The organism is Aurantiacibacter hainanensis (assembly GCF_036321025.1).
In the GTDB taxonomy this organism is placed as follows: Bacteria; Pseudomonadota; Alphaproteobacteria; order Sphingomonadales; family Sphingomonadaceae; genus Alteraurantiacibacter; species Alteraurantiacibacter hainanensis.
On sequence record NZ_JAZAPB010000002.1, the window covers coordinates 1,053,117 to 1,075,663 of the forward strand.

At 66.3% G+C, this 22,547-nt stretch carries 25 protein-coding genes; 15 read left to right on the plus strand and 10 right to left on the minus strand.

What is annotated here, in order from left to right; all coding sequences use genetic code 11:
- Positions 1-52: 52 nt before the first annotated feature.
- Both AAA989_RS12425 and AAA989_RS12430 read right to left on the minus strand, forming a co-directional pair.
- On the minus strand, positions 53-649 hold the full coding sequence (locus AAA989_RS12425) for a hypothetical protein (RefSeq protein WP_338244017.1): 597 nt from the start codon (positions 647-649) through the stop codon (positions 53-55).
- Complete coding sequence (locus AAA989_RS12430; RefSeq protein ID WP_338244019.1) at positions 640-1,161, minus strand: hypothetical protein; 522 nt, start codon at positions 1,159-1,161, stop codon at positions 640-642. The genes AAA989_RS12425 and AAA989_RS12430 overlap by 10 nt, the downstream gene beginning before the upstream one ends.
- Before the next feature lie 51 nt (positions 1,162-1,212).
- On the opposite strand from AAA989_RS12430, the gene AAA989_RS12435 reads away from it, so the two are divergent.
- The 3 genes from AAA989_RS12435 to AAA989_RS12445 are packed head-to-tail and all read left to right on the plus strand — an operon-like array spanning position 1,213 to position 2,884.
- Positions 1,213-1,977, plus strand: a complete 765-nt coding sequence (locus AAA989_RS12435; RefSeq protein ID WP_338244021.1) for a TlyA family RNA methyltransferase — start codon at positions 1,213-1,215, stop codon at positions 1,975-1,977.
- 49 nt (positions 1,978-2,026) lie between these two features.
- Complete coding sequence (locus AAA989_RS12440) at positions 2,027-2,581, plus strand: TspO/MBR family protein (RefSeq protein ID WP_338244023.1); 555 nt, start codon at positions 2,027-2,029, stop codon at positions 2,579-2,581.
- Between the two features lie 48 nt (positions 2,582-2,629).
- A complete protein-coding gene (locus tag AAA989_RS12445; protein WP_338244025.1) occupies positions 2,630-2,884 on the plus strand; it encodes an accessory factor UbiK family protein in 255 nt (84 codons plus the stop codon).
- A gap of 43 nt (positions 2,885-2,927) precedes the next feature.
- Here AAA989_RS12445 and AAA989_RS12450 read toward each other — a convergent pair whose 3' ends face one another.
- Positions 2,928-3,347: a hypothetical protein gene (locus tag AAA989_RS12450; RefSeq protein ID WP_338244028.1), complete on the minus strand. Its 420-nt coding sequence runs from the start codon at positions 3,345-3,347 to the stop codon at positions 2,928-2,930.
- 109 nt (positions 3,348-3,456) lie between these two features.
- On the opposite strand from AAA989_RS12450, the gene recO reads away from it, so the two are divergent.
- From recO to AAA989_RS12470, 4 genes are all read left to right on the plus strand, one after another.
- On the plus strand, positions 3,457-4,056 hold the full coding sequence (recO, locus tag AAA989_RS12455; protein WP_338244030.1) for a DNA repair protein RecO: 600 nt from the start codon (positions 3,457-3,459) through the stop codon (positions 4,054-4,056).
- A 1-nt stretch (position 4,057) separates the two neighbouring features.
- Positions 4,058-5,116: a 3-isopropylmalate dehydrogenase gene (gene leuB, locus AAA989_RS12460; protein ID WP_338244032.1), complete on the plus strand. Its 1,059-nt coding sequence runs from the start codon at positions 4,058-4,060 to the stop codon at positions 5,114-5,116.
- Between the two features lie 74 nt (positions 5,117-5,190).
- The gene (locus AAA989_RS12465; RefSeq protein ID WP_338244034.1) at positions 5,191-6,351 is read left to right on the plus strand and encodes a glycosyltransferase family 2 protein; all 1,161 of its coding nucleotides are present in this window, start codon (positions 5,191-5,193) and stop codon (positions 6,349-6,351) included.
- Positions 6,352-6,602: 251 nt separating this feature from the next.
- Positions 6,603-6,836: a hypothetical protein gene (locus AAA989_RS12470; RefSeq protein ID WP_338244036.1), complete on the plus strand. Its 234-nt coding sequence runs from the start codon at positions 6,603-6,605 to the stop codon at positions 6,834-6,836.
- A gap of 22 nt (positions 6,837-6,858) precedes the next feature.
- Here the strand turns inward: AAA989_RS12470 and AAA989_RS12475 are convergent, their stop codons facing one another.
- Both AAA989_RS12475 and AAA989_RS12480 read right to left on the minus strand, forming a co-directional pair.
- Positions 6,859-8,145, minus strand: a complete 1,287-nt coding sequence (locus AAA989_RS12475; protein WP_338244038.1) for a glycosyltransferase family 39 protein — start codon at positions 8,143-8,145, stop codon at positions 6,859-6,861.
- Between the two features lie 62 nt (positions 8,146-8,207).
- Complete coding sequence (locus AAA989_RS12480; protein ID WP_338244040.1) at positions 8,208-8,432, minus strand: YrhK family protein; 225 nt, start codon at positions 8,430-8,432, stop codon at positions 8,208-8,210.
- Positions 8,433-8,498: 66 nt separating this feature from the next.
- Between AAA989_RS12480 and AAA989_RS12485 the strand changes: the two genes are divergently transcribed.
- Together AAA989_RS12485 and apaG are read left to right on the plus strand one after the other, a co-directional pair.
- Complete coding sequence (locus tag AAA989_RS12485; RefSeq protein ID WP_338244042.1) at positions 8,499-9,707, plus strand: trans-sulfuration enzyme family protein; 1,209 nt, start codon at positions 8,499-8,501, stop codon at positions 9,705-9,707.
- Between the two features lie 63 nt (positions 9,708-9,770).
- A complete protein-coding gene (apaG, locus tag AAA989_RS12490) occupies positions 9,771-10,172 on the plus strand; it encodes a Co2+/Mg2+ efflux protein ApaG (RefSeq protein WP_338245527.1) in 402 nt (133 codons plus the stop codon).
- A gap of 39 nt (positions 10,173-10,211) precedes the next feature.
- On the opposite strand, the gene AAA989_RS12495 is transcribed toward apaG, so the two are convergent.
- A complete protein-coding gene (locus tag AAA989_RS12495) occupies positions 10,212-12,824 on the minus strand; it encodes a M14 family metallopeptidase (protein ID WP_338244044.1) in 2,613 nt (870 codons plus the stop codon).
- Positions 12,825-12,936: 112 nt separating this feature from the next.
- Here AAA989_RS12495 and AAA989_RS12500 point away from each other — a divergent pair, with 112 nt between their 5' ends.
- Positions 12,937-13,740 carry a LysR substrate-binding domain-containing protein gene (locus AAA989_RS12500; protein ID WP_338244046.1) on the plus strand — a complete coding sequence of 268 codons (804 nt, stop codon included), beginning with the start codon at positions 12,937-12,939 and terminating at the stop codon, positions 13,738-13,740.
- Between the two features lie 6 nt (positions 13,741-13,746).
- Here AAA989_RS12500 and AAA989_RS12505 read toward each other — a convergent pair whose 3' ends face one another.
- Positions 13,747-14,724 (minus strand): calcium/sodium antiporter, encoded by a 978-nt coding sequence (locus tag AAA989_RS12505; RefSeq protein ID WP_338244048.1) that lies wholly within the window; start codon positions 14,722-14,724, stop codon positions 13,747-13,749.
- A complete protein-coding gene (locus AAA989_RS12510; RefSeq protein WP_338244050.1) occupies positions 14,721-14,972 on the minus strand; it encodes a hypothetical protein in 252 nt (83 codons plus the stop codon). The genes AAA989_RS12505 and AAA989_RS12510 overlap by 4 nt, the downstream gene beginning before the upstream one ends.
- A 265-nt stretch (positions 14,973-15,237) precedes the next feature.
- Here AAA989_RS12510 and AAA989_RS12515 point away from each other — a divergent pair, with 265 nt between their 5' ends.
- From AAA989_RS12515 to AAA989_RS12530, 4 genes are all read left to right on the plus strand, one after another.
- Complete coding sequence (locus AAA989_RS12515) at positions 15,238-16,059, plus strand: mechanosensitive ion channel domain-containing protein (protein ID WP_338244051.1); 822 nt, start codon at positions 15,238-15,240, stop codon at positions 16,057-16,059.
- A gap of 205 nt (positions 16,060-16,264) precedes the next feature.
- A complete protein-coding gene (locus AAA989_RS12520; protein WP_338244053.1) occupies positions 16,265-16,642 on the plus strand; it encodes a hypothetical protein in 378 nt (125 codons plus the stop codon).
- 79 nt (positions 16,643-16,721) lie between these two features.
- The gene (locus AAA989_RS12525; protein ID WP_338244055.1) at positions 16,722-17,246 is read left to right on the plus strand and encodes a GNAT family N-acetyltransferase; all 525 of its coding nucleotides are present in this window, start codon (positions 16,722-16,724) and stop codon (positions 17,244-17,246) included.
- A gap of 94 nt (positions 17,247-17,340) precedes the next feature.
- Entirely contained in the window at positions 17,341-18,543 is a 1,203-nt protein-coding gene (locus AAA989_RS12530) for a hypothetical protein (protein WP_338244057.1), read from the plus strand.
- Between the two features lie 86 nt (positions 18,544-18,629).
- On the opposite strand, the gene AAA989_RS12535 is transcribed toward AAA989_RS12530, so the two are convergent.
- Positions 18,630-19,883, minus strand: a complete 1,254-nt coding sequence (locus AAA989_RS12535) for a hypothetical protein (RefSeq protein ID WP_338244059.1) — start codon at positions 19,881-19,883, stop codon at positions 18,630-18,632.
- 218 nt (positions 19,884-20,101) lie between these two features.
- On the opposite strand from AAA989_RS12535, the gene AAA989_RS12540 reads away from it, so the two are divergent.
- Positions 20,102-21,604 carry a Pnap_2097 family protein gene (locus AAA989_RS12540; protein WP_338244061.1) on the plus strand — a complete coding sequence of 501 codons (1,503 nt, stop codon included), beginning with the start codon at positions 20,102-20,104 and terminating at the stop codon, positions 21,602-21,604.
- Between the two features lie 135 nt (positions 21,605-21,739).
- Here AAA989_RS12540 and AAA989_RS12545 read toward each other — a convergent pair whose 3' ends face one another.
- Positions 21,740-22,483, minus strand: coding sequence for a hypothetical protein (locus AAA989_RS12545; protein ID WP_338244063.1), 744 nt, complete (start codon positions 22,481-22,483; stop codon positions 21,740-21,742).
- Between the last annotated feature and the right edge of the window lie 64 nt (positions 22,484-22,547).

The following is a 22,547-nucleotide window of genomic DNA, read 5'->3' on the forward strand; positions in this document are numbered from 1 at the left end:
CACAGTCAGAATAGTTCGCCTGTTCCGGCAGGCTCCGCGACCTTCCTTTTTCCTACCCCCGGCAATCCTCGATCACCCGCGTGATCTCGGGCCAGGCGGGCGCGTACACCGGGTCTTCCCCCGCCACGTCCACCGCGAAGCGGCCCTTGGAAAAGGCCATTGCATCGAGCAGTGGATCGCTGGCGGCGACTTCGGCAAAGATCAGCGGCACAACAGGCGTCGAGACGTCCAGCTGACGCGCTGTCAGGCGACGATCCTGGGTTTCGGTTCGCACCAGCATTTCCACCTGTCCCGTGGCTCCGCCTGCGCGCCCGATTCCCACCCGGCGGGTCTGCAGATCGCAACGGATCATCAGTTTCACGCCTCCCGGCGTGAGATCAGCGGTAAAGACCGCGAACGTTTCACCCGGATCGGCCGAGTAGACCCAGTCGCCCGGCGTCTGCGGGGCGTCCATCCAGTTGTCGAAGCTGGGCGTCACCACCTGCGGCGGTGCGGCCTCGGGCTGCGCCGCCGTTGGCGTGGGCGTCGGAGTGGGAGCGGGCGAGGGAGCCGGCGTCGGCTCGGGCGAGGGAGGAATACAGGCGGTAAGGGCCAGCGCGCCGGCCAGCGCCGTCATTCCTGCGAGAGAACGGGTTTTCGTCAACTGCATGCATCCAATACGCGCGAAACGCCCGGATGTGTCGGGAATTGCATCCGCTCGCCCGTGGGCGAGGTCAGCACGGCCACCTGATCGGGCGTGGAGAAGGCGTGAAAGATCGCCAGGGCCGGCTCGATCTCGGCGGAGAGCCCGCCTTCCACCGGTGCCATGTCGATCCGCGCGGCTTCCCCGCCTGCATCGAGGCGCCAGGTCTCGGGAGTCTGCGAGGCGCTGGCGATGTCGAGCGTAACCGCGCCGCTCAGGGTGTCGCAGTTGATCGAGAGCGCGGGCGCTGCGCCGTCTTCGCCGAAAGTGGCGCTGCCGCCCTGCGCGGATTCGTTGACGTTCCAGCGACCGGCCACCAGCGCCGTTCCATCGGGCGCGGCCGTGGGCTGCGGCGCCTGGGTCAGCACCGGCTCGGGCGCGGCGGCAACTTCGTCGGCCCCGTCCGCATCGTCGCTGTTGTTGCAGGCGGCCACCAGCACGGTGGCCAGCGAAAGGGTAAGGACATGGCGTAGCTTCATCAGGCGGTTCCTTCTGGACGCTGGGGCATTGGCGGTTCTATCGCTGCGCTGATGACGGATCGCAAGCCATCACGCAAACGGATCGACCAATTGCTGGTAGAGCGCGGCGAAGCGGAATCGCGCAACCGGGCGCAGGCGCTGGTGATGGCGGGGCTGGTCTTTGCCGGGCCACAGGGCAAGCTGTCACGCGTCAACAAGTCCGGCCAGCAAGTCGCTGAAGACTGGGCGATAGAGGTGCGCGGGCGCGACCATCCCTGGGTGGGGCGCGGCGGGGTGAAACTTGCCCATGCCATCGACCATTTCGGTCTCGATCCTTCGGGCGCGGTCGCCATGGACATCGGCTCTTCCACCGGCGGATTTACCCAGGTGCTGCTGCATCACGGGGCGGAGCACGTCTTTGCCGTGGACGTGGGCACCAACCAGCTGGCGTGGTCCCTGCGGCAGGACGATCGCGTGACCGTGCTGGAGCAGACCAACGCCCGCGCGCTCACGCCCGACATCATCGACCGGCCCTGCGACTGGGTGGTGTGCGATGCCAGCTTCATCGGCCTTGCCAAGGTGCTGGAGGTGCCGCTGTCGCTGGCCGCGCCGCGCTGCCGGCTGGTGGCGCTGATCAAGCCGCAGTTCGAAGTGGCGAAGGGCGAGGTGGGCAAGGGCGGCATCGTGCGCGACCCGGCGCTCCACGCGCGCGTCCGCGACGAAGTGCGCGCCTGGCTGGAAGCGGGTGGCTGGCAGATCGACGGGATCGTGGAAAGTCCCATCACGGGCACCGAGGGCAATGTGGAATATCTCGTCTCCGCCTTGCGTGATACCTGAGGGCGGACAAGACTGCGCAAATACCGAATCACCGGAGCCACCTTTACCGATGAACCGCCTTGCCTCTCCCGCGCAGTTGCGCGCCAGCCTGATACGCTGGGCGCTGGTGATCGTGCCTTCGGTAATGCTGCTGGGGTTCCTTTCCGGCCAGCTTGGCGGCAGCAGCGCGAACAGCCCGTGGTTCCAGATGCTGGAAAAGCCGGCGCTGTTTCCCCCGCCCGCCACCTTCGGCATCGTCTGGACGGTGCTGTATTTCCTCATGGGCCTCGCGCTGGCGATGGTCTGTGCCGCCTGGGGCTCCCGGCTGCGAATGTGGGCGGTTCTGGCTTTCGTGGTGCAGTTTGCCATCAACCTGTCGTGGTCGCCGGTGTTCTTCGCCTGGCACGAGATCGCGCTGGGTCTCTACGTCATCATCGCGCTGAACGTGGCGCTGATCGTCACGGTCATGCTGTTCTTCAAGGTTCGCAAGTGGGCCGGGCTGCTGTTGCTGCCCTATCTCGCCTGGACGCTGTTCGCCGCCGTGCTGAACTGGCAGTTCCTGCAACTGAACCCGGACGCCAGCGGAGTGCATAATTCGGGCGCTGCGCAGCGGATCGAGCTTTAGGAATACAATCGCCTTGCGAACATGCGTGGTCTGTCCCAAGTAATAGCCATGCAGAGCAAGAACCCGATGATCGCCGATTTCGTCAAACTCGCCAACAGCGCGGCGGGCACCTTTGCCGGCATGAGCCGCGAAGCCCGCGACGGCGCGCGCGAGAAACTGAAGGAGGCGATGGGCGGGCTCGACTTCGTCAGCCGCGAGGAATTCGACGCGGTGAAGGACATGGCCTCGCTGGCGCGCGAGAAGGTGGACGTGCTGGAAGCCAAGATCGCGGCGCTGGAAGCCAAGCTGTCCGACAGGGGCTAGGGCCCCGCCTCAACCACACCCCTGAGCGCGGGGTTATCGCGCCTCAACTGATGCGGACGAAGAACTCGCCGGCGGTATCGTCGTTGGCCAGCCGCGTGCAGCGCGACATCAGGTTCTCGGCGTTCTCGTCGACCTCGCGCTGGCGGCGGCTGCCGCGCGGCAGCGATTCCAGGCGCTCCACTTCGGCACGGATCGCCGCGAGGCGTTCGTCCCTCGTTTGCGCGATGGCTATCTGGTCCTCGTCCACGGCGGACGCGAGCGAGTCGTTGAGGAAATCGGCCAGGTCGTCCTGCCGCACATCGTAGCCGACCAACTGGTTGCACACGCCAGCCAGCGCCCACATTTCCGAATAGAGCGACACCTGGCGGCTGGAGAGATCCTCTCCGTCCTGCGCCACGGCGGGCTGGGCGAGGCCGAAAGTCGCCACGGCCGTTGCGATTGCCAGTTTCGGCAGCATTCCCATTCTCATCTCCTTCCCCATCGGATGTGGCGTTGCAGATACCACAATCGCGCGCACCTGCGAAGATCGCCCGTTGCACGCGCGGCGACAACAAAGCACACCGGGCCCCGCCATGCATGTTCGCGCGCCCGCCATCCTGATCTCCGCTCGACAGCACGGGGAAACCGCCGTGGTCGCGCGCTTTCTGACAGAGGAATTCGGCATCGTGGCGGGCTACGTTGCGGGTGGACGCGGGCGGCAGCTGCGCCCGGTGGTCATCCCCGGCAACCTGGTGGACCTGCAGCTGTCGGCGCGGTCCGAAAGCCAGTTGCCCTTCGCGAAGATCGAACTCACCGAAAGCCGCGGTCCGTGGCTGGCGGAGCCGCTGCCTGCCGCCGCCATCGGCTGGGTCACCGCGCTGACAGCCAGCGCCTTGCCCGAGCGCCAACCCTATCCCTCGCTGTTCGAGGCGCTGGAAGGCACGCTTTCCGCCATCTGCCATGCTCCCAGCGCGCGGGGCTGGGCGAGCGCTCTGGTGGGCTACGAAACGTTGCTGCTGCGCGAACTGGGCTATGGCGGGGCCGGCGCGCGGCCGCAGGGCGACCTGGCGCAGGTGCTGGAAGCGATGGATGCGCTGGGTCCGGCGCTGGACCACTACCTGCTTGCCGACAGGCGCGCAGACGTTATGGCGGCGCGCACTAGGTTGCGAGACTTGCTGGGACGGATTGCCTGACATGAAGATTGCCCTTTTCCCCGGAGACGGGATCGGCCCCGAGATCATGGAGCAGGCGCGGCGCGTGCTGGATGCGCTGAACCTGCCCGGCCTGGTGGTGTTCGAAGGCGACGTGGGCGGCGCCGCCTATCGCCGCCACGGCCATCCCCTGCCGGAAGAGACGCTGCAGATGGCGCGCGCGGTGGACGGCGTGCTGTTCGGCGCGGTGGGCGATCCCGAATGCGACAACCTGGAACGTCACCTGCGGCCCGAGCAGGCGATCCTTGGCCTTCGCTCGCAGCTGGGCCTGTTCGCCAACCTGCGGCCCGCCACGATGTTCGCAGGGCTGGAGAACATGTCCGCCCTGCGCCCGGAGATCGCGCGCAAGATCGACGTGCTGATCGTCCGCGAGCTGAACGGCGATGTCTATTTCGGCGAGAAGGCCATGCGCAAGCTGGATGACGGGCGGCGGCAGGGCTACGATTTCATGTCCTATGCGGAGGACGAGGTGCGCCGCATTGCCCACGTCGCCTTCCGCGCCGCGCAGGGCCGCAAGGGCAGGCTGTGCAGCGTGGACAAGGCCAACGTGCTGGAAACCAGCCAGCTGTGGCGCGACGTGGTGGTGGAGACCGCCGCCGACTATCCCGATGTCGAGCTGTCCCACATGTACGTCGACAATGCCGCCATGCAGCTGGTGAAGGATCCCGGCCAGTTCGACGTGATCGTCACCGGCAACCTGTTCGGAGATATCCTGTCCGATCAGGCAAGCATGTGCGTCGGCTCCATCGGCCTGCTGGCCAGCGCCGCGCTGGGCGAACGGCAGACCGACTTCGGCACCTTCGGCATGTACGAGCCGATCCACGGCTCCGCCCCCGACATCGCCGGGCAGGGCAAGGCCAACCCGATGGCGATGATCCTCAGCCTCGCCATGCTGCTGCGCCACTCGCTGGGCCGGGAAGACGATGCCGCGCGGATCGAGGCGGCCGTGGGCAGGGCGCTGGAGGACGGCGTGCTGGGCGCGGACCTCGGCGGCCAGGCGGGAACCGCGGAAATCGGCGACGCGGTGCTGGCGCGGCTGTAGCATCGCGGGGCGGGGCTGTTGCCGCTTCTCCCTTGTGGTTAAGATGAGCCGTTAACGGGAGTGGGCCCAACCGGATGACCGAGCAATTCCAGCAGCAGCAGATCGAAACCGCCGCCGCGCTTGCGCGGGCGCAGGAATCGCGTCCGCTGGAACTCGCCGTCGTCCTGCCCACGCTGAACGAGCAGGGCAATATCGCGCCGATGGTGCGACGGCTGGAGGAGGCCCTCGGCCCGTCCGGCTGGGAAGCGGTGTTCGTCGACGACAATTCGCACGACGGCACGGCAGAGGAGGCCCGCCGTATCGCCCGGACCGATCCGCGCATCCGCGTGATCCAGCGGATCGGCCGCCGCGGCCTTGCCAGCGCCGCGATCGAGGGCATGTGCGCCACCGCCGCCCCGTTCGTCGCCGTCATGGATGCCGACCACCAGCACGATCCTTCGTTGCTGAACGCCATGCTGGAGGCGGTGCGATCGGGCGAGTACGACCTCGCCTATGCCAGCCGCTTTGCCGAGGGCGGCGATGCACAGGGCCTTTCGGGTCCACGGCGGGAGAAGGGCAGCCGCCTTGCCAACGCGCTGGCCCGCAAGCTGACCGGCTCGAACCTGAGCGACGCCATGAGCGGCTATTTCCTCCTGCGGACCGAGCAGGTGCGCAAGCAGGCGCCCGATCTTTCGGGCATCGGCTTCAAGATCATGCTGGATATCCTCTCCACCGCCCGCCCGCCGCTGCGGGTGAAGGAATTTCCCCTGAAATTCGGAAAGCGCCTGAGCGGCGAGAGCAAGCTAGACCACGGCGTGGCGCTGGATTTCATTGCCGGTCTCTACGATCGCTACCTCGGGCGCATCGTTCCCACGCGCTTTGCGCTGTTCGGCACCGTCGGGGGGCTGGGCGTGTTTGTGCACATGGCGGTGCTCGCCGTCGTCTACCTCGCGTTCGGCAGCGGCTTCGCGCTGGGACAGACGATTGCCACGCTTTCGGCGATGACGTTCAACTTCTGGCTCAACAACCTGCTGACCTATCGCGATACGAAGCTGGTGGGCGCGCGGGAGCTGTTCCTGGGCTGGGCGCGGTTCTGCGCCACCTGCGCCGTGGGCGCATTCGCCAACGTCGCGGCGGCGACATTGCTGCAGGCGAACGGCGTCGCCTGGTGGGTGGCCGCACTGGCGGGAATCGTGCTGGCATCGGTGTGGAATTATGCCCTGTCGAGCAAGTTCGTCTGGGGCCGTTTCCGCTGACCAGAGGACGCGGCGATTCGGCGAAGGTTGATCACCGAATCTAACGGTTAACAGATCGTATATTACTTCACCTGGACAATAAGTTATGTGCGATAGTGCCCAGTAATGGGTCAGACGTTTCTGTTAACTACAATACTTGAGTCTGCTTGCCCTATTCTTGGTCTGGCGATACATTTTGCATCGCAGCAATGAGGAACAGGGAAGTGGCAAAGTCGATCCAAGCTTATCTGGATAATCGGGGCAATCTGCACATGAGCCCGACCAGCGCCGTGATTGGCGATATCGCTGCAGCGCTTGGCCGTGTGGGCGAGGAAGGCGGCCTTACCGAAGGTGTCGCCCGCCTGATCCTGGAGAAGCGCGAGTTCATCGAACTGGCCTTCGCCGATCTCGACAGGCTCGACGATCGGGAACCGGTGACTATCGATCATTCCGAAGGTGGCACGATCGAGGTTTTCGACCTGGAAGACCGTCGCAGGCAGGGTTAACGCCGGGGCTCGATTCCGGCGTCTAGCGCCACCCTTGCGTCCAGGCCCATTTCAGGAAGTCCTGCGGGTCGTCCAGCGGGGCTGCCGACAGGATCGGGAACCAGTATAGGAAGAACCCCAGCGCACCCAGGGTGAGCGCCAGCGGCACCAGCCGCTCGCCGCGCTGCCACAGCCGCTCCACCCCCAGCGCCAGCGCCGCGCACAGCGCCAGGCTGGCGAGGAAATAGTGGAAGTAGAACTGCACCGCCTTGGGCGCCACGATCCACAGGCCCAGGCTGGCAACGTAGAACACCACCAGCGCGATGCGATCCCAGTGCAGCACTTCCTTGCGGTCGGTCCAGGCGCTCCACCCGCACCAGCCCAGTGCGATCAGCCCGAACCACATGGTTACAGGGTTGCCGATCAGCATGACGCCGCGCTGCGCGCCGTCGACGGGTTCGTAGAGATACCAGATCGCGCGGCGGTTCATGATCCAGTCCCACCATTGGCTCTGGTAGGGATGCGGTTCGGGCACCTGCGTCTGCATGGCCAGCATCTGCCGGTGGATATCCACCAGCCCGTCGGGATTGCCGATGGAAACGCTCCAGAACAGGAATGGCCAGAAGGTGGCGGCATAGACCAGCAGCGGCACCAGCCCCAGCCAGATGCCCGCTTCCCAGAGGGTCATTCCGCCCACCGGCCACCCGCGCGCGGAAAGGACCAGCCGCCGCCGCCCGGCAGCCCAGCGCGCGGCCAGGAAGACGAGGCCCGGCAGCACCGCCAGCGGTATGGCGTTCCACTTCGATGCCATGGCGCAGCCCAGCGCCACCCCGGCGATGGCCAGCCGCCAGCGCGCGGTCTCGTTCTCGCGCAGGGTCGCGGCGAACATCCACGCCGCCAGCATCAGGAAGGCGGCCATGAACACGTCCAGCATGGCGATGCGCGAATGCACGAACAGGACGAAGCCCGTCGCGACGAACAGCCCGGTCAGCAGGCTGGCGGCGCGGGTCTGGCTGGCGAACCACATGGCGCGCATGGCGGCGAACAGGGTGAGGGTGCCGAACACCACGCTCATGATCCGCCAGCCGAAAGGCCGGTCTCCGAACAGCGCCAGGCCCAGCGCCATGATCTGCTTGGCCAGCGGCGGGTGTTCGATATTGGTCGCCCAGTCCAGTTCCAGCACCGCGCGCGCGGCGGGCAGGTAGTGCACCTCGTCGAAATAGGGGATGCCGGGAATGGATAGCCGCACCAGGCAGGCGAGCATGAAGGCGAGGGCGATCGCGCAGTTCCAGGCGAAGGGATCGCGGGGGTGATCTAGCACTGCGTTCATTGCCGTGGCGCTTTAGCGCGCTTGCACGGCGGTGCAATAGGGCGGGCGAGAGGGCGTCCCCCTCAGTCGTGGTCGCGATCGTACCATTTTACCAGCAGGTCGCCGAATGCGCCCACGAACATCAGCGTCGATCCTGCGATGAACAGCCACACGCCGGTGACCTTCCAGGGCTCGAACTGCGGAAGAAACAATATGCTGCCCAGCACGAAGAGTAGGTTCCCCAGCAGTCCGACACCGGTGTGGATCCAGCCGAAGTCGTTGACGAGCGTCCTGAGCGGTTTGTGCATGGCACCTCCTTTCGCGGCGTTTCGCCGCTTGCCGACAGGGATTCACGCCCGTAGATCGTGCCGGCCATGAAGAAAACCACCGGATCCGATCCCTCCGTCACCGCCCGCTGGCGTCCGGCCACGCAGGCCGTGCGCGCGGGCACCCGCCGCAGCGAGCACGGCGAGACGAGCGAGGCGCTCTACCTCACCAGCGGGTATTCGTTCGACACCGCGCAGGAAGTGGCCGCGCGTTTCGCGGGCGAGGCCGAGGGGATGCAGTATTCCCGCTTCCGCAATCCCACGGTGGACATGCTGCAGCAGCGCATCGCGGCGATGGAAGGGGCGGAAGCCTGTCTGGTCCAGGCCAGCGGCATGGCGGCGATGACCAGTTCGCTGCTGTGCATGCTGAGCGCGGGCGATCACGTCGTGGCGGGCCGCGCCGCCTTCGGTTCGTGCCGCTGGATCCTCGACAACGTGCTGAGCCGCTTCGGCATCACCCACACGGCGATAGACGGCACCGATAATGCCGCCTGGGAAGCTGCGGTGCAGCCCAATACCAAGGCTTTCTTCTTCGAGACGCCCGCCAACCCGACGATGGACCTAGTGGACCTCGAATTCGTCTGCGGCCTGGCGAGGTCGAAGGGCATAAAGACCGTGGTGGACAATGCCTTTGCCACCCCGATCCTGCAGCGGCCGCTGGAATTCGGCGCTGACATCGTCGCCTATTCGGCCACCAAGATGATGGACGGGCAGGGCCGCGTGATGGCGGGCGCGGTGTGTTCCAGCAGGGAATGGATCGAGGAATACCTCTCTCCCTTCCAGCGCAACACGGGGCCGATCTGCGCGCCGTTCAATGCCTGGGTGGTGATGAAGGGGCTGGAGACCTTGCCGCTGCGCGCGCCCGCGCAAAGCGCCAATGCCCTGCAGGTGGCGCAATTCCTGGAGGACCGGGGGCTGCGCGTGCTGCATCCGGGCCTGCCCAGCCATCCGCAACACGCGCTGACGCAGAAGCAGATGACGGCCGCCGGACCGATCTTCGCCTTCTTTGCGCCGGGCGGAAAGGAGCAGGCGATGGCGATTTGCAACGCGCTGGAGCTGATCGACATTTCCAACAACATCGGCGATGCCAAGTCGCTGATCTGCCACCCGGCCACCACGACCCATCACAACATGGGTGCGGAGGGGCGCGCCGCGGCGGGTATCGAGGACGGCATGCTGCGCATCAACATCGGGCTCGAAGACCCGCTCGACCTGGTGGACGACCTGGGCCAGGCGCTCGACAAGGTCGGGGTATAGACCGACAGGCCCCTTGTGACTCACGTCAAAGCCGCTACCTTGTAGGGGATGACTCAGGCTGCTCTGCAATCGCTGTTCCAGCACACTGCCATCACCGCCGGCATCACCGTTCGCGTGGCAGTGAACTTCATGCCCGAACAATCGCGCGTGGGGGCGGGGCGCTGGTTCTGGGTCTATCACATCCGGATCGAGAACGGCCGCGACGAAAGGGTGCAACTGCGCAGCCGCCACTGGCGGATCACCGATTCCAACGGGATGGTGAACCTCGTCGATGGTGAGGGCGTGGTGGGCGAAACCCCGGTGCTTCAGCCGGGCCAGACCCACGACTACGTCTCGGGCTGCGAACTGACCACGAACCAGGGCGCGATGGAAGGTCACTACACCTTCGCCCACGCCGATGGCTCGCTGTTCGAAGTCGCGATTCCGCACTTCCCGCTTGCCGCGCCGGAAAACAGCTCGGTCTAGGTTGCTACGCTCCGACCTCCGTCGGAGCGCAACCCGGGACTACCTCACTCTTGCCGGTGCCACGATCACGGCATTCGCCAGCAGCATGTCCAGCCCATCCAGGTAGCCGCGCACGGTCGGGTCGTGGGCAAAGCCTATGGCCATGCCGCGACCGTTCGGCTGGGCCAGCATGTAGGGCTTGAAGGCCATCTGCCGCCGGTTCTCGTCCCACACGTAGCCCGAGGCCACCAGCTCGTCGGCGGCGGCGTAGCGCACCACGTTGGTGCCGTCCGTCAGCGCCAGCGGGGTGAGGATCAGGGAGCCATCGGCAAAGACCGTGGGCGGCGCCGCGTCGTATCCGGCGGCGAGGAAATGCTCCTCGTCCACTTCGGTGTTCAGCAGCGCGCCGGGCAGGGTGTCCGGTCGGCGCGAGGGATCGACGATCGCCTCGCGGTAATCCTCGAGGCTCTCGATCGCGGTGCCTGGGGCGGCATCGCCTTCTTCCTCGTCGCCTTCGGGATCGCCGCCAAGCACCACCTCGGCGCGGGTGGCGAACAGGGCATCGTCTCCGCGGGCGAAAGTGCCCAGCGTGCTGCCATAGGCCACCAGCACTCCGCCGTCGTTCACGTACTCCGCCAGTGTGCTGCGCGCGGCCGCAGGCAAATCGAAGCTGTCGGGCGCAAGGATCACGTCCCAGTCGGAAAGATCGGCCTGCGCGACGGTGCCGGTGCGGATCGGCATGACCGGCAGGCCGAAACGCTGTTCGATCACGTAGCGCGTGGACCCGGCGGAAAGCGGCGAGACGCCGTCGTCCCACAGCATGGCGATGCGCGGCGCGGCAAGGCGCACGAAGCTGGAGCTGCCAAGGTTCGGCCCGTCGTCCACCCAGCCGGATTCCAGCGGCAGGGTTTCCGCCCCGATCTCGCGGGCGAGGGCCAGCAGGCCGTCCAGCGAGCCGTCGTTGTCGGCCAGGGTGAACACCACGGTGCCGCGCGGATATTCGCGACCGCCGATGGTGAAGGCGCTGTCGGTCGCGCGGCCAACGATGCCGGCCTGCAGGGCGCGGGCGACCAGTTGCACCTGGCCGCTGTCGGTCCACGGCACGGCGAGGCCGAAGCCGCCGGGCGCGCGGGCGAGGGCGGGCAGGGGATCGTCAGCCTGCACCATCGTCCCCGCAGAGGCACCGGAGCATTCGGTCACGTCCAGCCCGCTCATCTGCCCCACGGACCATGCCGTGGTGTCATAGATCTCGTGCGGCAGGTCGACAGCGCGGCGCTCCTCCTGGCTCTCCACGAAATCGGCCGGCAGTTCCACGTTGCGGTCCAGCAGGCTGCGGATCAGCCGCGCAGTGGGCTGACGCATCGAGACCGAGAGATAGCCTTCGGGGTAGGACCGTCCGCAGGCATTGGCGGGGCCTTCCACCCGGCCCACGGCCACGCCCTGGTGCGCCAGTCGGCGGGCAAGCGCCTCGGCATTCCAGCGGCGCTGTGCCAGGTCGATCACGAACCAGCCGCTGCCCGCCGCGCCCTGCGCCGCGCTGCGGCGGTATTCGGCATAATCGGTCAGGAAAAGGTCGGCGTTGCGCGCCACGGTCTCGGCGGTGGCAAGGGTGGTGACGAAGTGGTTGCGCACGCCTTCGCCGTAGGTCAGCACCTCGCCGTTGCTGCGATCCCACACCAGCCCGCGCGCGCTCGACTGCTCGAAGGTCAGGGCGATGGAGCCGTTCAACGTGGGCCAGGTGTCGCCGTAACCGGGGTAGAAGGCGTCGAACACCTCGCGGGTGAAGTAGGGCACGCCCAGCCGGTCCAGCCAGGCGGCGTTGTTGCGGCCCAGCAGGTCCTGCTTATCGCGCTGCCCGGGGGTGATGTAGGGGTTGAAGGGATCGGCGCTGGGCGGGAAGAAATAGGTCGAATCGCCGCCCATCTCGTGCGCGTCCACCAGCACCACGGGCTGCCAGTCGCGCACGGCGGCCACCTTGCCCTCGGTTTCCGGCTGGGTCAGGGCGAACCAGTCGCGGTTGAGGTCGAACAGGTAGTGGTTGAAGCGACCGCCCGGCCACGGCTCGTCATGCCCGGCGGTATAGCGGTCGCCCGACGGCATGATGCCCAGCTGCTGGTAATACCCGTTCACGAAGCGGGCGCGCCCGTCCGGGTTCTGCATCGGATCGATGATGACGACGCTGTTCGCCAGGATGGTGTCGACCAGTTCGTCCCCCTCGGCGGCCAGCAGGTGATAGGCGAGCACCAGCGCCGCATCCGAACTGCTGATCTCGTTGCCGTGCACGCCGTAGGAGAGCCACGTCACCGGCACGCTGTCCGGCCCCGGCGCGCCGCCGTTGGCAATGCGCTGCATGTCGGCCTGGATGGCGTCGATCCGCGCCATGTTCTCGGCACTGGATAGCACGGCATAGACCAGCGGGCGGCCTTCCCAGCTGGTGGCATACTGCACGATGCGCATGCGATCGGGTGCGGCCTGCGCCAGCGCTTCCATGTAGGCGATGACCATGTCGGGCCGGGTGATCTGCTCTCCCGAAGCGTGACCGGCCACTTCCTCCAGCGTGGGTATCGCGGGATCGAATTCGCCCTGGAGGAAACTTTGCGCCTGCGCCGGTTCGGAAGCGGGCGTGGTAACGGCAAGCATCGCGGCCAGCAGGCCGAACACGGTGCGGATCATGAATTGCTCCAGGGACTTGGTTTGGCCGCACCCTTGTGGCCAAGCAGTTTCGCGGTCAAGCCGCTTGCCGCCGCGCCCGCGCTTTCCTACAGACCGGCCCCGGATAGCCGCCATGAAACGCACGCACCTGCCCCTGAACGCCCTGCGCGTATTCGATGCCGCCGCGCGGCACCTTTCCTTCACCCGTGCGGCGGACGAGCTGGCGGTGACGCCCGCCGCCGTGGGCCAGCAGATTCGCGCGCTGGAAGACGTGCTGGGCGTGGTCCTGTTCCGCCGCACGTCGAAGGGGCTGGAACTGACCGACGAGGCCGAGGCCGGTCTCGATTCGCTTCGTGACGGTTTCCTGAAATTCGAGGAAAGCGTGCAGGCCATGCAGGCGGGGCAAAGCTCGTCCAGCTATGCCATCGCCTGTCCGCGCGAATTCTTCGCCCAGTGGCTCGCGCCCAGGCTGGCCGCGTTCCGCAAGGCCAATCCCGACGTCACCGTTCAGCTGACCGCCGACGAGAACGCCGACTTTACCGAGGCCAACCTCGACCTGGCGATCCGCCTGGTCGAAGGGCCGGGAGAGCTTGAAGGCGCGCAGCTGGTGGACGGCTGCAAGGTCTGCGTCGCCGCGCCGGGCGCGCCGGACGCCTGGATCAGCTGGCCCACCTACGAAGCGCCCGAGGGCGCGAACGTGGTGCTGCAGGTCGGCAATGCCGGCCAGGTCCTGTCGTCCGCCATCGCCGGCATCGGCCGCGCGTGGCTGCCGCTGCCGCTGGTGGAGGAAGCGCTGGCCGAGGGCCGCCTCGAAGCGCTGGAAGAACAGGAAGAATGCCGCCGCGCCTACTGGCTGGTCGCCCCGCGCCCGCAATGGCGGCAGAAGAAGGTGAAGGCGCTAGTGGATTTCCTGGTCGGAGAGGGCAGCAAGTCCTGACCGCAATCAGACCAGGCCGGCGGTAACCGCAGTGTAACCCGCATAGCCGGCCACGAGCACAGCGCCCTCGACCCGCGAGAGCCTGCCGCCGGTGAAGGCGAAGAACATCACGACAGCGGAAACAGCCATCAGCACCACCAGGTCGAACTGGAGGATGCCTGCCGGAATCTGCGTCGGCGAGACAATCCCCGTCACCCCTCCGATGAAGAGGACGTTGTAGATGTTCGAGCCAAGGACGTTGCCGAGCGCAATCTCTCCCTGGCGCTTGATCGCGGCGATCGCCGAGGTCACCAGTTCCGGCAGGGAAGTGCCCACTGCCACCACCGTCAATCCGATCACCTCATCGGACACGCCGAGGTTCGTCGAAATTGCGATTGCGGCATCGACGAGCAGGCTGCCCCCCGAAACGATGAGGACTATTCCCGCAAGGAAGAAGGCGGCGGCAAGGGCAATCGATCCCTTCGGTCCGGCCGAGGGAACCAGCGCCGGGTCGACCTCTTCAAGCGCCAGGGCCTTGTCGTAGATGGCGCCATGACCGGCCCCTGCTTTCTCCTGGCGGAAGGCAAGATAGACGTATGCCAGCATGCCGATGACCAGCAGGATGCCGACGCCCCGGGTGAGACCGAGCGTGTAACCCGCGACGATCAGTATCAGGGCGCAGGCCAGCCCGACTCCGCCGTCGCGCCAGAGAACTCCGCGGGGAACGGCAAATGGAGAAAGCGCCACCGCCAGCCCCAGGATAAGAAGCAGGTTGGCGATGTTGGAGCCGACGATATTGCCCAGTGCAATACCTGGCGATCCTGCCAGGGCAGCCTGAACGCTTGCCGCCAGTTCGGGCATGGATGTGCCCATCCCGACGATGGTGAGGCCGATGAGCATCGGCGAAAGGCCGAGATGTTCCGCGATGCGAACGGCGCCGCGGACCAGGAGTTCACCCCCGGCGATGAGCAGGATGAGGCCGAGAACAAGGAGCAGGTAGGTCATGGCAGGAATTCCAGTGCGATGCGCAGGCCGCCCAGCAGGGCTGCCGCCGCAGTTGCCACCGCGGCGCGCGCATTCAGGATGCGGGCACGATTGAGCGCAGTCACCAGGCGGTTAAGGTCCGCATGGTTGAAATCCTCGAACTTGCTGACCCTGCGCTGCGGCTTGCCCGCCGCTTGCAGCCAGAACCACGCCGACATCACCGCCGCCAGAACAATGGCCACGTCGAGTATGTAAAGCGCTAGGTCCATCGGCACGTCCCGATGCGAAGGATTGGCGCGTCGCTGCCCTTGGAAATGAATTTCATATTGAACCTCGCCCAATCAAATGATTGTGAAAAACCACTTGTTCCGACATCGCGATGCAGAAGCAGCTATCGCCAGAGGGGCCCGGTAACGCGCGTCAGATATGAGCGGCGACAAGGTTTACAAGTGCTGCCGCGTCGCGCAGTCGGGCCAATCTACAAAATGCCCCTGATGGCCGGGCATGAGACAAGGCGTTCCGAACGGAGAACTGATGAGATTCGAGATTCCCTCCGCACTCTACACCTCCGATGTGTTTGCTTCGGTTTCGCTTTTGCTGGTCCTGTTCGCCGCCCGGCTGATCGCGGGCCGTGCCCTGAAACGGCGGGACGATCTGACGGAGCAGGCCGCCCGGCGCTGGACGGCGAACTTCCGCAACCTGCTCATCCTCGTCGCGGTGATCGGCCTGATCATGATCTGGGCACCGCAGCTGCGAACCTTTGCCTTGTCGCTGACGGCGGTTGCCGTCGCCATCGTCGTGGCGACCAAGGAACTGCTCCTGTGTCTCTCCGGCGCGGCCCTTCGCACCTTCACGAGGGCATTCTCTGTCGGGGACGTGATCGAAGTCGGCGCGACGAAGGGGGAGGTTCTCGATCTCAACCTACTTGCGACGCGGCTGAAGGAATTCGAAAGCCAGCACGGCTCGAACGTGCCCACTGGCCGTACGGTCACCCTGCCTTACAGCTTGCTTTTCGCGTCGCCTGCAAAAGTCCTCGCCCACTCCGGTGGCAGCCTCGAGCATTCGTTCGAAATGACGTTCGAGCCCGACGTCGACATATTTGCCTTGCACGAGGAGGTGCGGGAGGCCGCGGAACGGGCTCTGGCCGAAAACATCCGGGGCAGCCAGACTGCGACCTGTGCGGAAGACGGGAAGACCCGTTGCACGATCGACTTCGGGACCAGCGAGATCGGCAAGTATCGCCTCCAGGTGACCCTCAGCGGACCCCTGCGGGACCCGCGAAGCGCCGAGAACGCCGTCGCGTGCGCTATCGGCTCTTTCCTGCATTCGCATCGCAGAACTTCGAAGAAAGAATAGGCTGGGTTCGTGCCCGCAACCGGGCCGTAACCAGCCATTCGGTCACGGTGCCGCACGCGCGGTGCTCCGGCAACGGCAAGACGCCGCTCGAGCTGGCGAACTTGCCAAACGGGGGTGACAGGCGCAGGCTTCCCGCATGGTTCAGCAACGGGGGGCGGCCATGCAATATTCTGGACATCGTACGGGGATCTATCTGGCTGGCGCGATGGCTCTTTTTGCCGCGCAGCCATGCCTGGCGCAGGACGCAGCCGAGTCGGCGGTCATCCTTTCCGGGACGGGTGAGCGCACCGGAGCGGCTGCCCGTTCCGTAGGCGAAGCGACGGCTGGGGCGATCAACTCTGCTGCCGGAGCGATCAATCAGACGCGCCGGGGCGGGGCCGCATCGCCAGCTCGATCGGCGGCAGGCGCGAGCGGATCCGCCAGCGCGGGATATTCGGTCGGTTACACGATAGCCGCCGGCAACGTCGACCCGCTCGAGTACTTTCGCGTTCCCACGTTCAAGCTTGGCAACGGCAGCGAACTGCGTGTCAGCGGCACGCTTGTTCCCATGGCCCCGACCGTGTGCATACGCGACTGCGGCTGAAACCCGGCAGGCCATTCATCGACAGCAAAGTGGCAGGGGACCGTTCGACAGCCGCCCGGTTTTGGGATTAGGGAGCCTCGTGCCTGAAACACCTGTCATCTCCACCGCGCGCTTTACATGTCGCCCGCTTCGGCAGGGGGACGAGGCCGCGCTGTGGCCCGCGTTCTCCAGCGACCAGGCCATGCGCTACTGGGGGCGCGGCCCGTTCGACGACCGGGACGAACTGCGCGACTACCTGTTCGATACCGAATGGGGCGGGCGTACCTGGGTGGCAGAGCCGCACGAGGGGGGAAAGCCGGTGTTCCGGATGGTGGCCAGCAGCGAGGTGGAGCAGGTCGCCGAGATCGGCTACATCCTGGTTCCGGGTAACGAGGGGCGGGGCATAGCCCGCGAATGCGTCAGCGCGCTGATTACCCACCTGATCCGGGAAGAGGGGTTCCACCGCATCTTTGCCGACGTCGATCCGCGCAACACCCGCTCCAACGCCTTGCTGGAAAGGCTGGGCTTTACCCGCGAAGGGCACCTGCGCCACACGATGAAGACGCACATCGGCTGGACCGACACCTGGCTGTGGGCGCTGCTGTCCGACGAATGGCGGGGATAGCGTTTACTTGGCTTTGACGCGTTTGAATGGATATGCTGACACGCCCGTTGCAAGGGGTCGCGGGTTGAAAAGGGACTTTATGATGTTGCAATCAATGCGCCGTTCGGCGCTGCTGCTGGCAGGCGCGGGCGCCATGCTGTGCACGCCCGCCGTGGCGCAGGTGCGCGATCTGGACGACGAGAACAGCGACGTGCGCGTGTTCCAGGGAGAGGTCGATGGCGCGGCGTCGGTCTTCAACCTTACCGTTCCGGCAGACACCGCACTGCAGATAGATGCCGTCGCCAAGGGCGACCTCGACCCGGTGCTGCGAGTGCTGGACGCGAGCACCGGCGAACTGATCGTGGAAGACGACGATGGCGGCGGCGAGCTCAATTCGCGCGCGCGTATCGGGGCGCAGGAAACCAGCCGCCGCATCGCCATCGAAGTGGACAGCTTCGACGCCGAATGGGTCGAGGGCGAGAGCTATGGCGGCCCGTTCGAACTGCGCATCTCCCTGATCGACAGCGTTGCAGTGGGCACGCGCGCCGTGGACTACGGTGCCAGGGAGACGGGCAACCTGATGGGCGACGAGCACCTGTTCACCATCGCGGGCGAGGCCGGGCAGATGGTGGAAATCGCCCTCGTGGCGGTGGGCGAAAACCTCGATCCCTACCTGGAACTTCGCGACGCCAGCGGAGAGGTGGTCGCCTCCGACGATGATGGCGGGGAGAACCTCAATTCCCTGCTGCGGCACATGTTCACCGACAGCGGCACCTACACTATCGCCGCCAGCAGCTATGGCGAAGACGGCGGCGAATACCGCCTGCGCGTCCGCGAACGGCGGGCCATATCGGCCCAGCTGCCGCTGCAGGTTATCGGCATCGACGACGAGGCCGGCGGGGAACTGGCTTCCGGCTGGGACGAGACCGGGAGTGGGACGATGATGCCCAACCACATCGACTACCAGCTGAGCGAGGACGCCAAGGCGGCGATCCGCCGCGGTTCGGGAGAGGTATCCATTCGCATGACCGCAAGCGGCGTGGGGGATCCCGACTTCGGCGGGGAGATCGATCCCTTCATCGAACTGGGCTTCGACACGCCGCTGGGCTTTGCCGTGGTGGACAGCGACGACGATGGCGGCGGCGAGCTCGACGCGATGTTGCCGGTGGACCTCGGCCTGATCGCCGACGAGCCTGCGCTGCTCGACGCGCTGCGCATCCGCGCGCAGGGCTATGGCGGATCGTCGGGCAGCTATACCCTGGTGATAACCGAAGGGATGGAACAGCGCGCCGACGCGGGCTGGCACGGCGGCGACTGATCCGGCATCGCCAAGGCAAACGAAAAGGGGCGGGAGGTTCGATCCTCCCGCCCCTTTTGCGTGGTACTGTCTCCAGGCTCTAGAGGTCAGCCTTCGGCCTCTTCCTCGTCATCGCTGTCGTTGCCTCCCACGGGCGGCGGACCGGGGCGCGGGCCGACGCCGGGATCCCAGTCGAACGGCTGGGCGAAGCGGCTGCGGTCGTCGTTCTCGGCCGTCACCGGCTCTTCCAGGCCCTGTGCGATGCGGGCCTGCTGCGCCCGACTGGCGCTGATGTAGTCGCGCGGCATGTAGTTGCCCTCGTGACAGGCGTATTCGAAGAACTCGTAGTCCTCGTCGCGGGTCCAGGCGAGGCGTGTGGTCCACGGCTCGGTATAGACCTCGGGGTCGGAGTAGGTGAGCTCGTGGATGATGGTATCCGGCCCGGTCATGGTCAGCCGCTCCACCGTCATCGCCTGCGTGCTCATGGGCACGGTGTTGAAGGCGGGCACTTCCATCGTGCCGGTGAACTGGGTCGCCATGTTGAGCGGCGAGGCGGAGCGTTCGTAGACGTCTTCGGTCGCGGAATCGCCGCTGACGATGTTGGTCGTCTCGATCACCAGCGTCTTGCCTTCCCACCAGCCGCGCGAGTTGCCCATCCAGGCCTCGACCGGCTCGTTCCACTTGGCGGCGCGGGCCTCGGCCTCGCTGTCGTAGAGCTTCACCGTGCGCGTTCCGAGCATCTCGAGCACGATGGTGACGTAGCCGGGCGACTGGAACACGCGGATGCCGTTGTTGTAGCGGAACGGGTACATCGAGGCGGGGAAGCCGCGGCTGACGCAGCGGTCCCAGCTGTCGAAATCGTCCACCCAGTCGTATGCCTGACCCGGCACCCAGCCGCTGCGGCCCTTCTGGAACAGTTCCATCGCTTCCGGCGTCAGCTCGGGAAGCTGGCCGTCGGCGGGGGAGACCAGCATGGAGGTGGACTTGGCCCAGTCGGTGTCGAGGAACCACTGCTCCAGCCCGGTGGTGCCCGATGCGCCGATGCCGCTTTCGTTCGCCTGGGTGAAGCGCCCGTCGTTGCCGCGCGCGGCCTCCAGCCGGCGTTCGAATTCCTCGTCCGTCACCCAGAAGCGGTCGCCGTACTGCGCGGGCCGCTGGAACAGGATGCGGCCGTTGTTGATCGGCTCGATCGGCCAGGTGCCCGTGAAGTCGTAGTCGCCCCAGGGCAGCCGGTCCGGCGTGTAGTCGGTGGGCACCGGCGGCAGTTCGGTGAGGTCGGCGGGGCGTTCCTGCGAGACGGCGGGCACGGCCATCACCAGCGCGGCGGTGGAAGCAAGTGCTAGGCTGAGGCGGCGGATCATGTGGTCGGTTCTCCCAAGAGGCTCTGGCGGCCAGATTGATTTTGTCCGGAGTGTAGTCGGGATTCGGAGCGGCGACAAGACAGGGGGTTGGCGAAGGTTTCGGGCACGACCTTCATACTTCAGCCCTCCAGCGACGGTCGAATATCTGATTGCGGCGTAGACTTCGCCGAATCGTTTCGACTAAGGCCCTGCCCGATCAATCAAAGGGATCCATTCAGATGAGATTGAGCAGCCGACTGCATCACATGCTGTCAGCCCTGGTCGTCATGCGCTTCAGGGCGCGGGGAATCACCATTGGCAAGGACTGTCTGATTTCCAGGACGGCGAAGCTCGATCTGACGAACCCGAAAGGCATCAGGATTGGCGATCATACGGCGATTGCCTTTCATTCGACGGTCCTTTCGCACGACTTCATCAACGAACGGCACGTCGACACGGTAATCGGCAGCAACTGCTTCATTGGCGGCAGAAGTATCATCATGCCCGGAGTTACCATCGGCGACAACGTGGTCGTAGGGGCGGGCAGCGTCGTCTACTCGGATGTCGAGCCGAACACGATCGTGGCGGGGAATCCCGCACGTGTGGTCGAGCGCGGAATCCGTGTTGGCAGACATGGCATGCGGATCAGGGGCAACGACATGAAGCCCGACGAACCCGCCGACAACCCGCCGACTTCCACCGCGCCGGTGGCAGCCGACCGGCAGGATCTGCTCGCAGAATTCTTCGGCAAGGCGCCCGCGCACCTGCCCTTCGCCGACGGCGGCATCGACAGTTTCGAACTGATCACCATCCGGGCCAGGATCGAGGCGCACCGCGGCAGCGAGATAGCCGACACGGAGTGGGAAAAGGTGAACCGGCCCATGGACGCGCTTCCACTCCTTGGCGGATCGCCGGCGCCCGCGCCCGACAGCCATCGGGGGGCGGACGCGAGCTTCCAGGCGACGCGAGAGATCGGCATGCCCCAAATGGGCGTGAACGGGCTTTCCGAACAGTGGCTGCTCAAGGAAATGGGCGATGCCCACTGGCAGATGATCTGCGGCGCCCTGGGGGTGAAGAGCAATGCCATCAAGGACCAGGACGGCAACCGCCTTTACGCGACCTTCACCCGCATCAACCTGGCGATCGACGGCTCGCTCGGTTCGTTCCGGGAAAACGATCACCTGCAGATGTCGGGCAGCATGCGGCGCTTCGGCGCAGGCATGTTCTTCTCCAGCTTCGACATCGCCACCGCGAATACCAGCGCCCGGCTCGAAATGATGTCGAGCTTCGCCCGCTTCGGTGTCGAGGGCGACAACTCCACGCTGGCCAAGGGCCAGCCGCCGCTGCCGGAGAATTTCGCCATCCCCAACGTGGCCGAGCCGCCCGAAGTCGTGACCGATTACAAGGAAACGAGAGCGAGAGAGATCGGCGACGTGCTGTTCACCACCACGTACAGGATCGTGCCTTTCCACGACATCAACGGCGTGGGCCTGCTCTACTTCGCGGCCTATCCGGCGATCCATGACATATGCCTGGCAAGGCACATCGCGCCGGACGGCAAGCTCGATACGATCTCCCGCACGATTTCCTACTTCGCCAACAGCGGAGACGACGGCGAGATCACCTTCCAGCTGGAAAAGTGCGACAGGACGGACGAGCGTATCGAGACGCTCGCGCATCTCGTGCGTCCGGACGGCAAACGCATGGCGACCGTGCAGGCGGCCTATCGACCCCAGCATTAAGGCCTGCAAGCGCCGCGATGCCGGTGGCGGCGTGACGGGCGATGCAGCGGCGTTCGGGGGCGGGCCACGGCCTCTGTACCGCCTTCGTGCTCGGCCCGGTGGGGAGGGACGCCCCGCCCGATGCGCCGGGCCGGGTCAGGAGCGTGTCTGCTCATCCTCCGCCAGCAGCCGCTCCGCCGCCGCGCGGCGTTCGCGCATCCTGTCGATCTTGGCGTTGAGGCGGGCGAGCACCTCTTCCTTGCTGGGACGGTTGGCGCGCTGTTCTTCCAGCACCTCTGCCCTGATGCGCTCGTAGAGCGGATGGCCGGGGCCGATGTCGGGGCCATAGCGGTCCGCGCGGCGCTGGCGCAGGAAGAACATCACCAGCGCCTCGTTATGCCGCCGCTCGGTGCCCAGCACCTTTCCGGCGGAGACGACCATGCGCTCCTCCCCCTCGATCGCGCGGGCGAGCGCGCAGTCCTCCAGCCGGGAGACCCCGCGATCCACCGCCATGTCCCACGCCCGGCAGAACTCCGCCGCGCCGGGCCGCTGCCGCAGCTTGTAGAGAGCCTCCAGGCTGGCGCCGATGTGTTTTGCCGCCTGCTTCACGATGCCGGTGGCGGCGAGATGGGCGATGAAGCGGCGCTGGCGATCGGGCGTGATGGAATTGCGGCGCGGAGCCGTGTGCGGCACCGGCGCGAAATCGAGCAGCGGATCGTCCTCCGCGACGGGTGGGGGCGGGGCGGTGACGTAACTGGTCGCCCGCGACCGCGCCCGCACCGCTGCGTCCTCGCCGCGAGACTGGTGGGAGAGGGCGGGCGGTTCGGTATCGGGGAGATGGTTGTCGATCGGGTCGGGAAGGTCAGGCGAGGGCGTGGCGTGGGAGTGGTCGTCGGTCATGCGCCGGGTGAAGCAACTTACCTGCGGCGTAGGAAAGAGATTTCTGGCTGGCGATGCTCGGCGC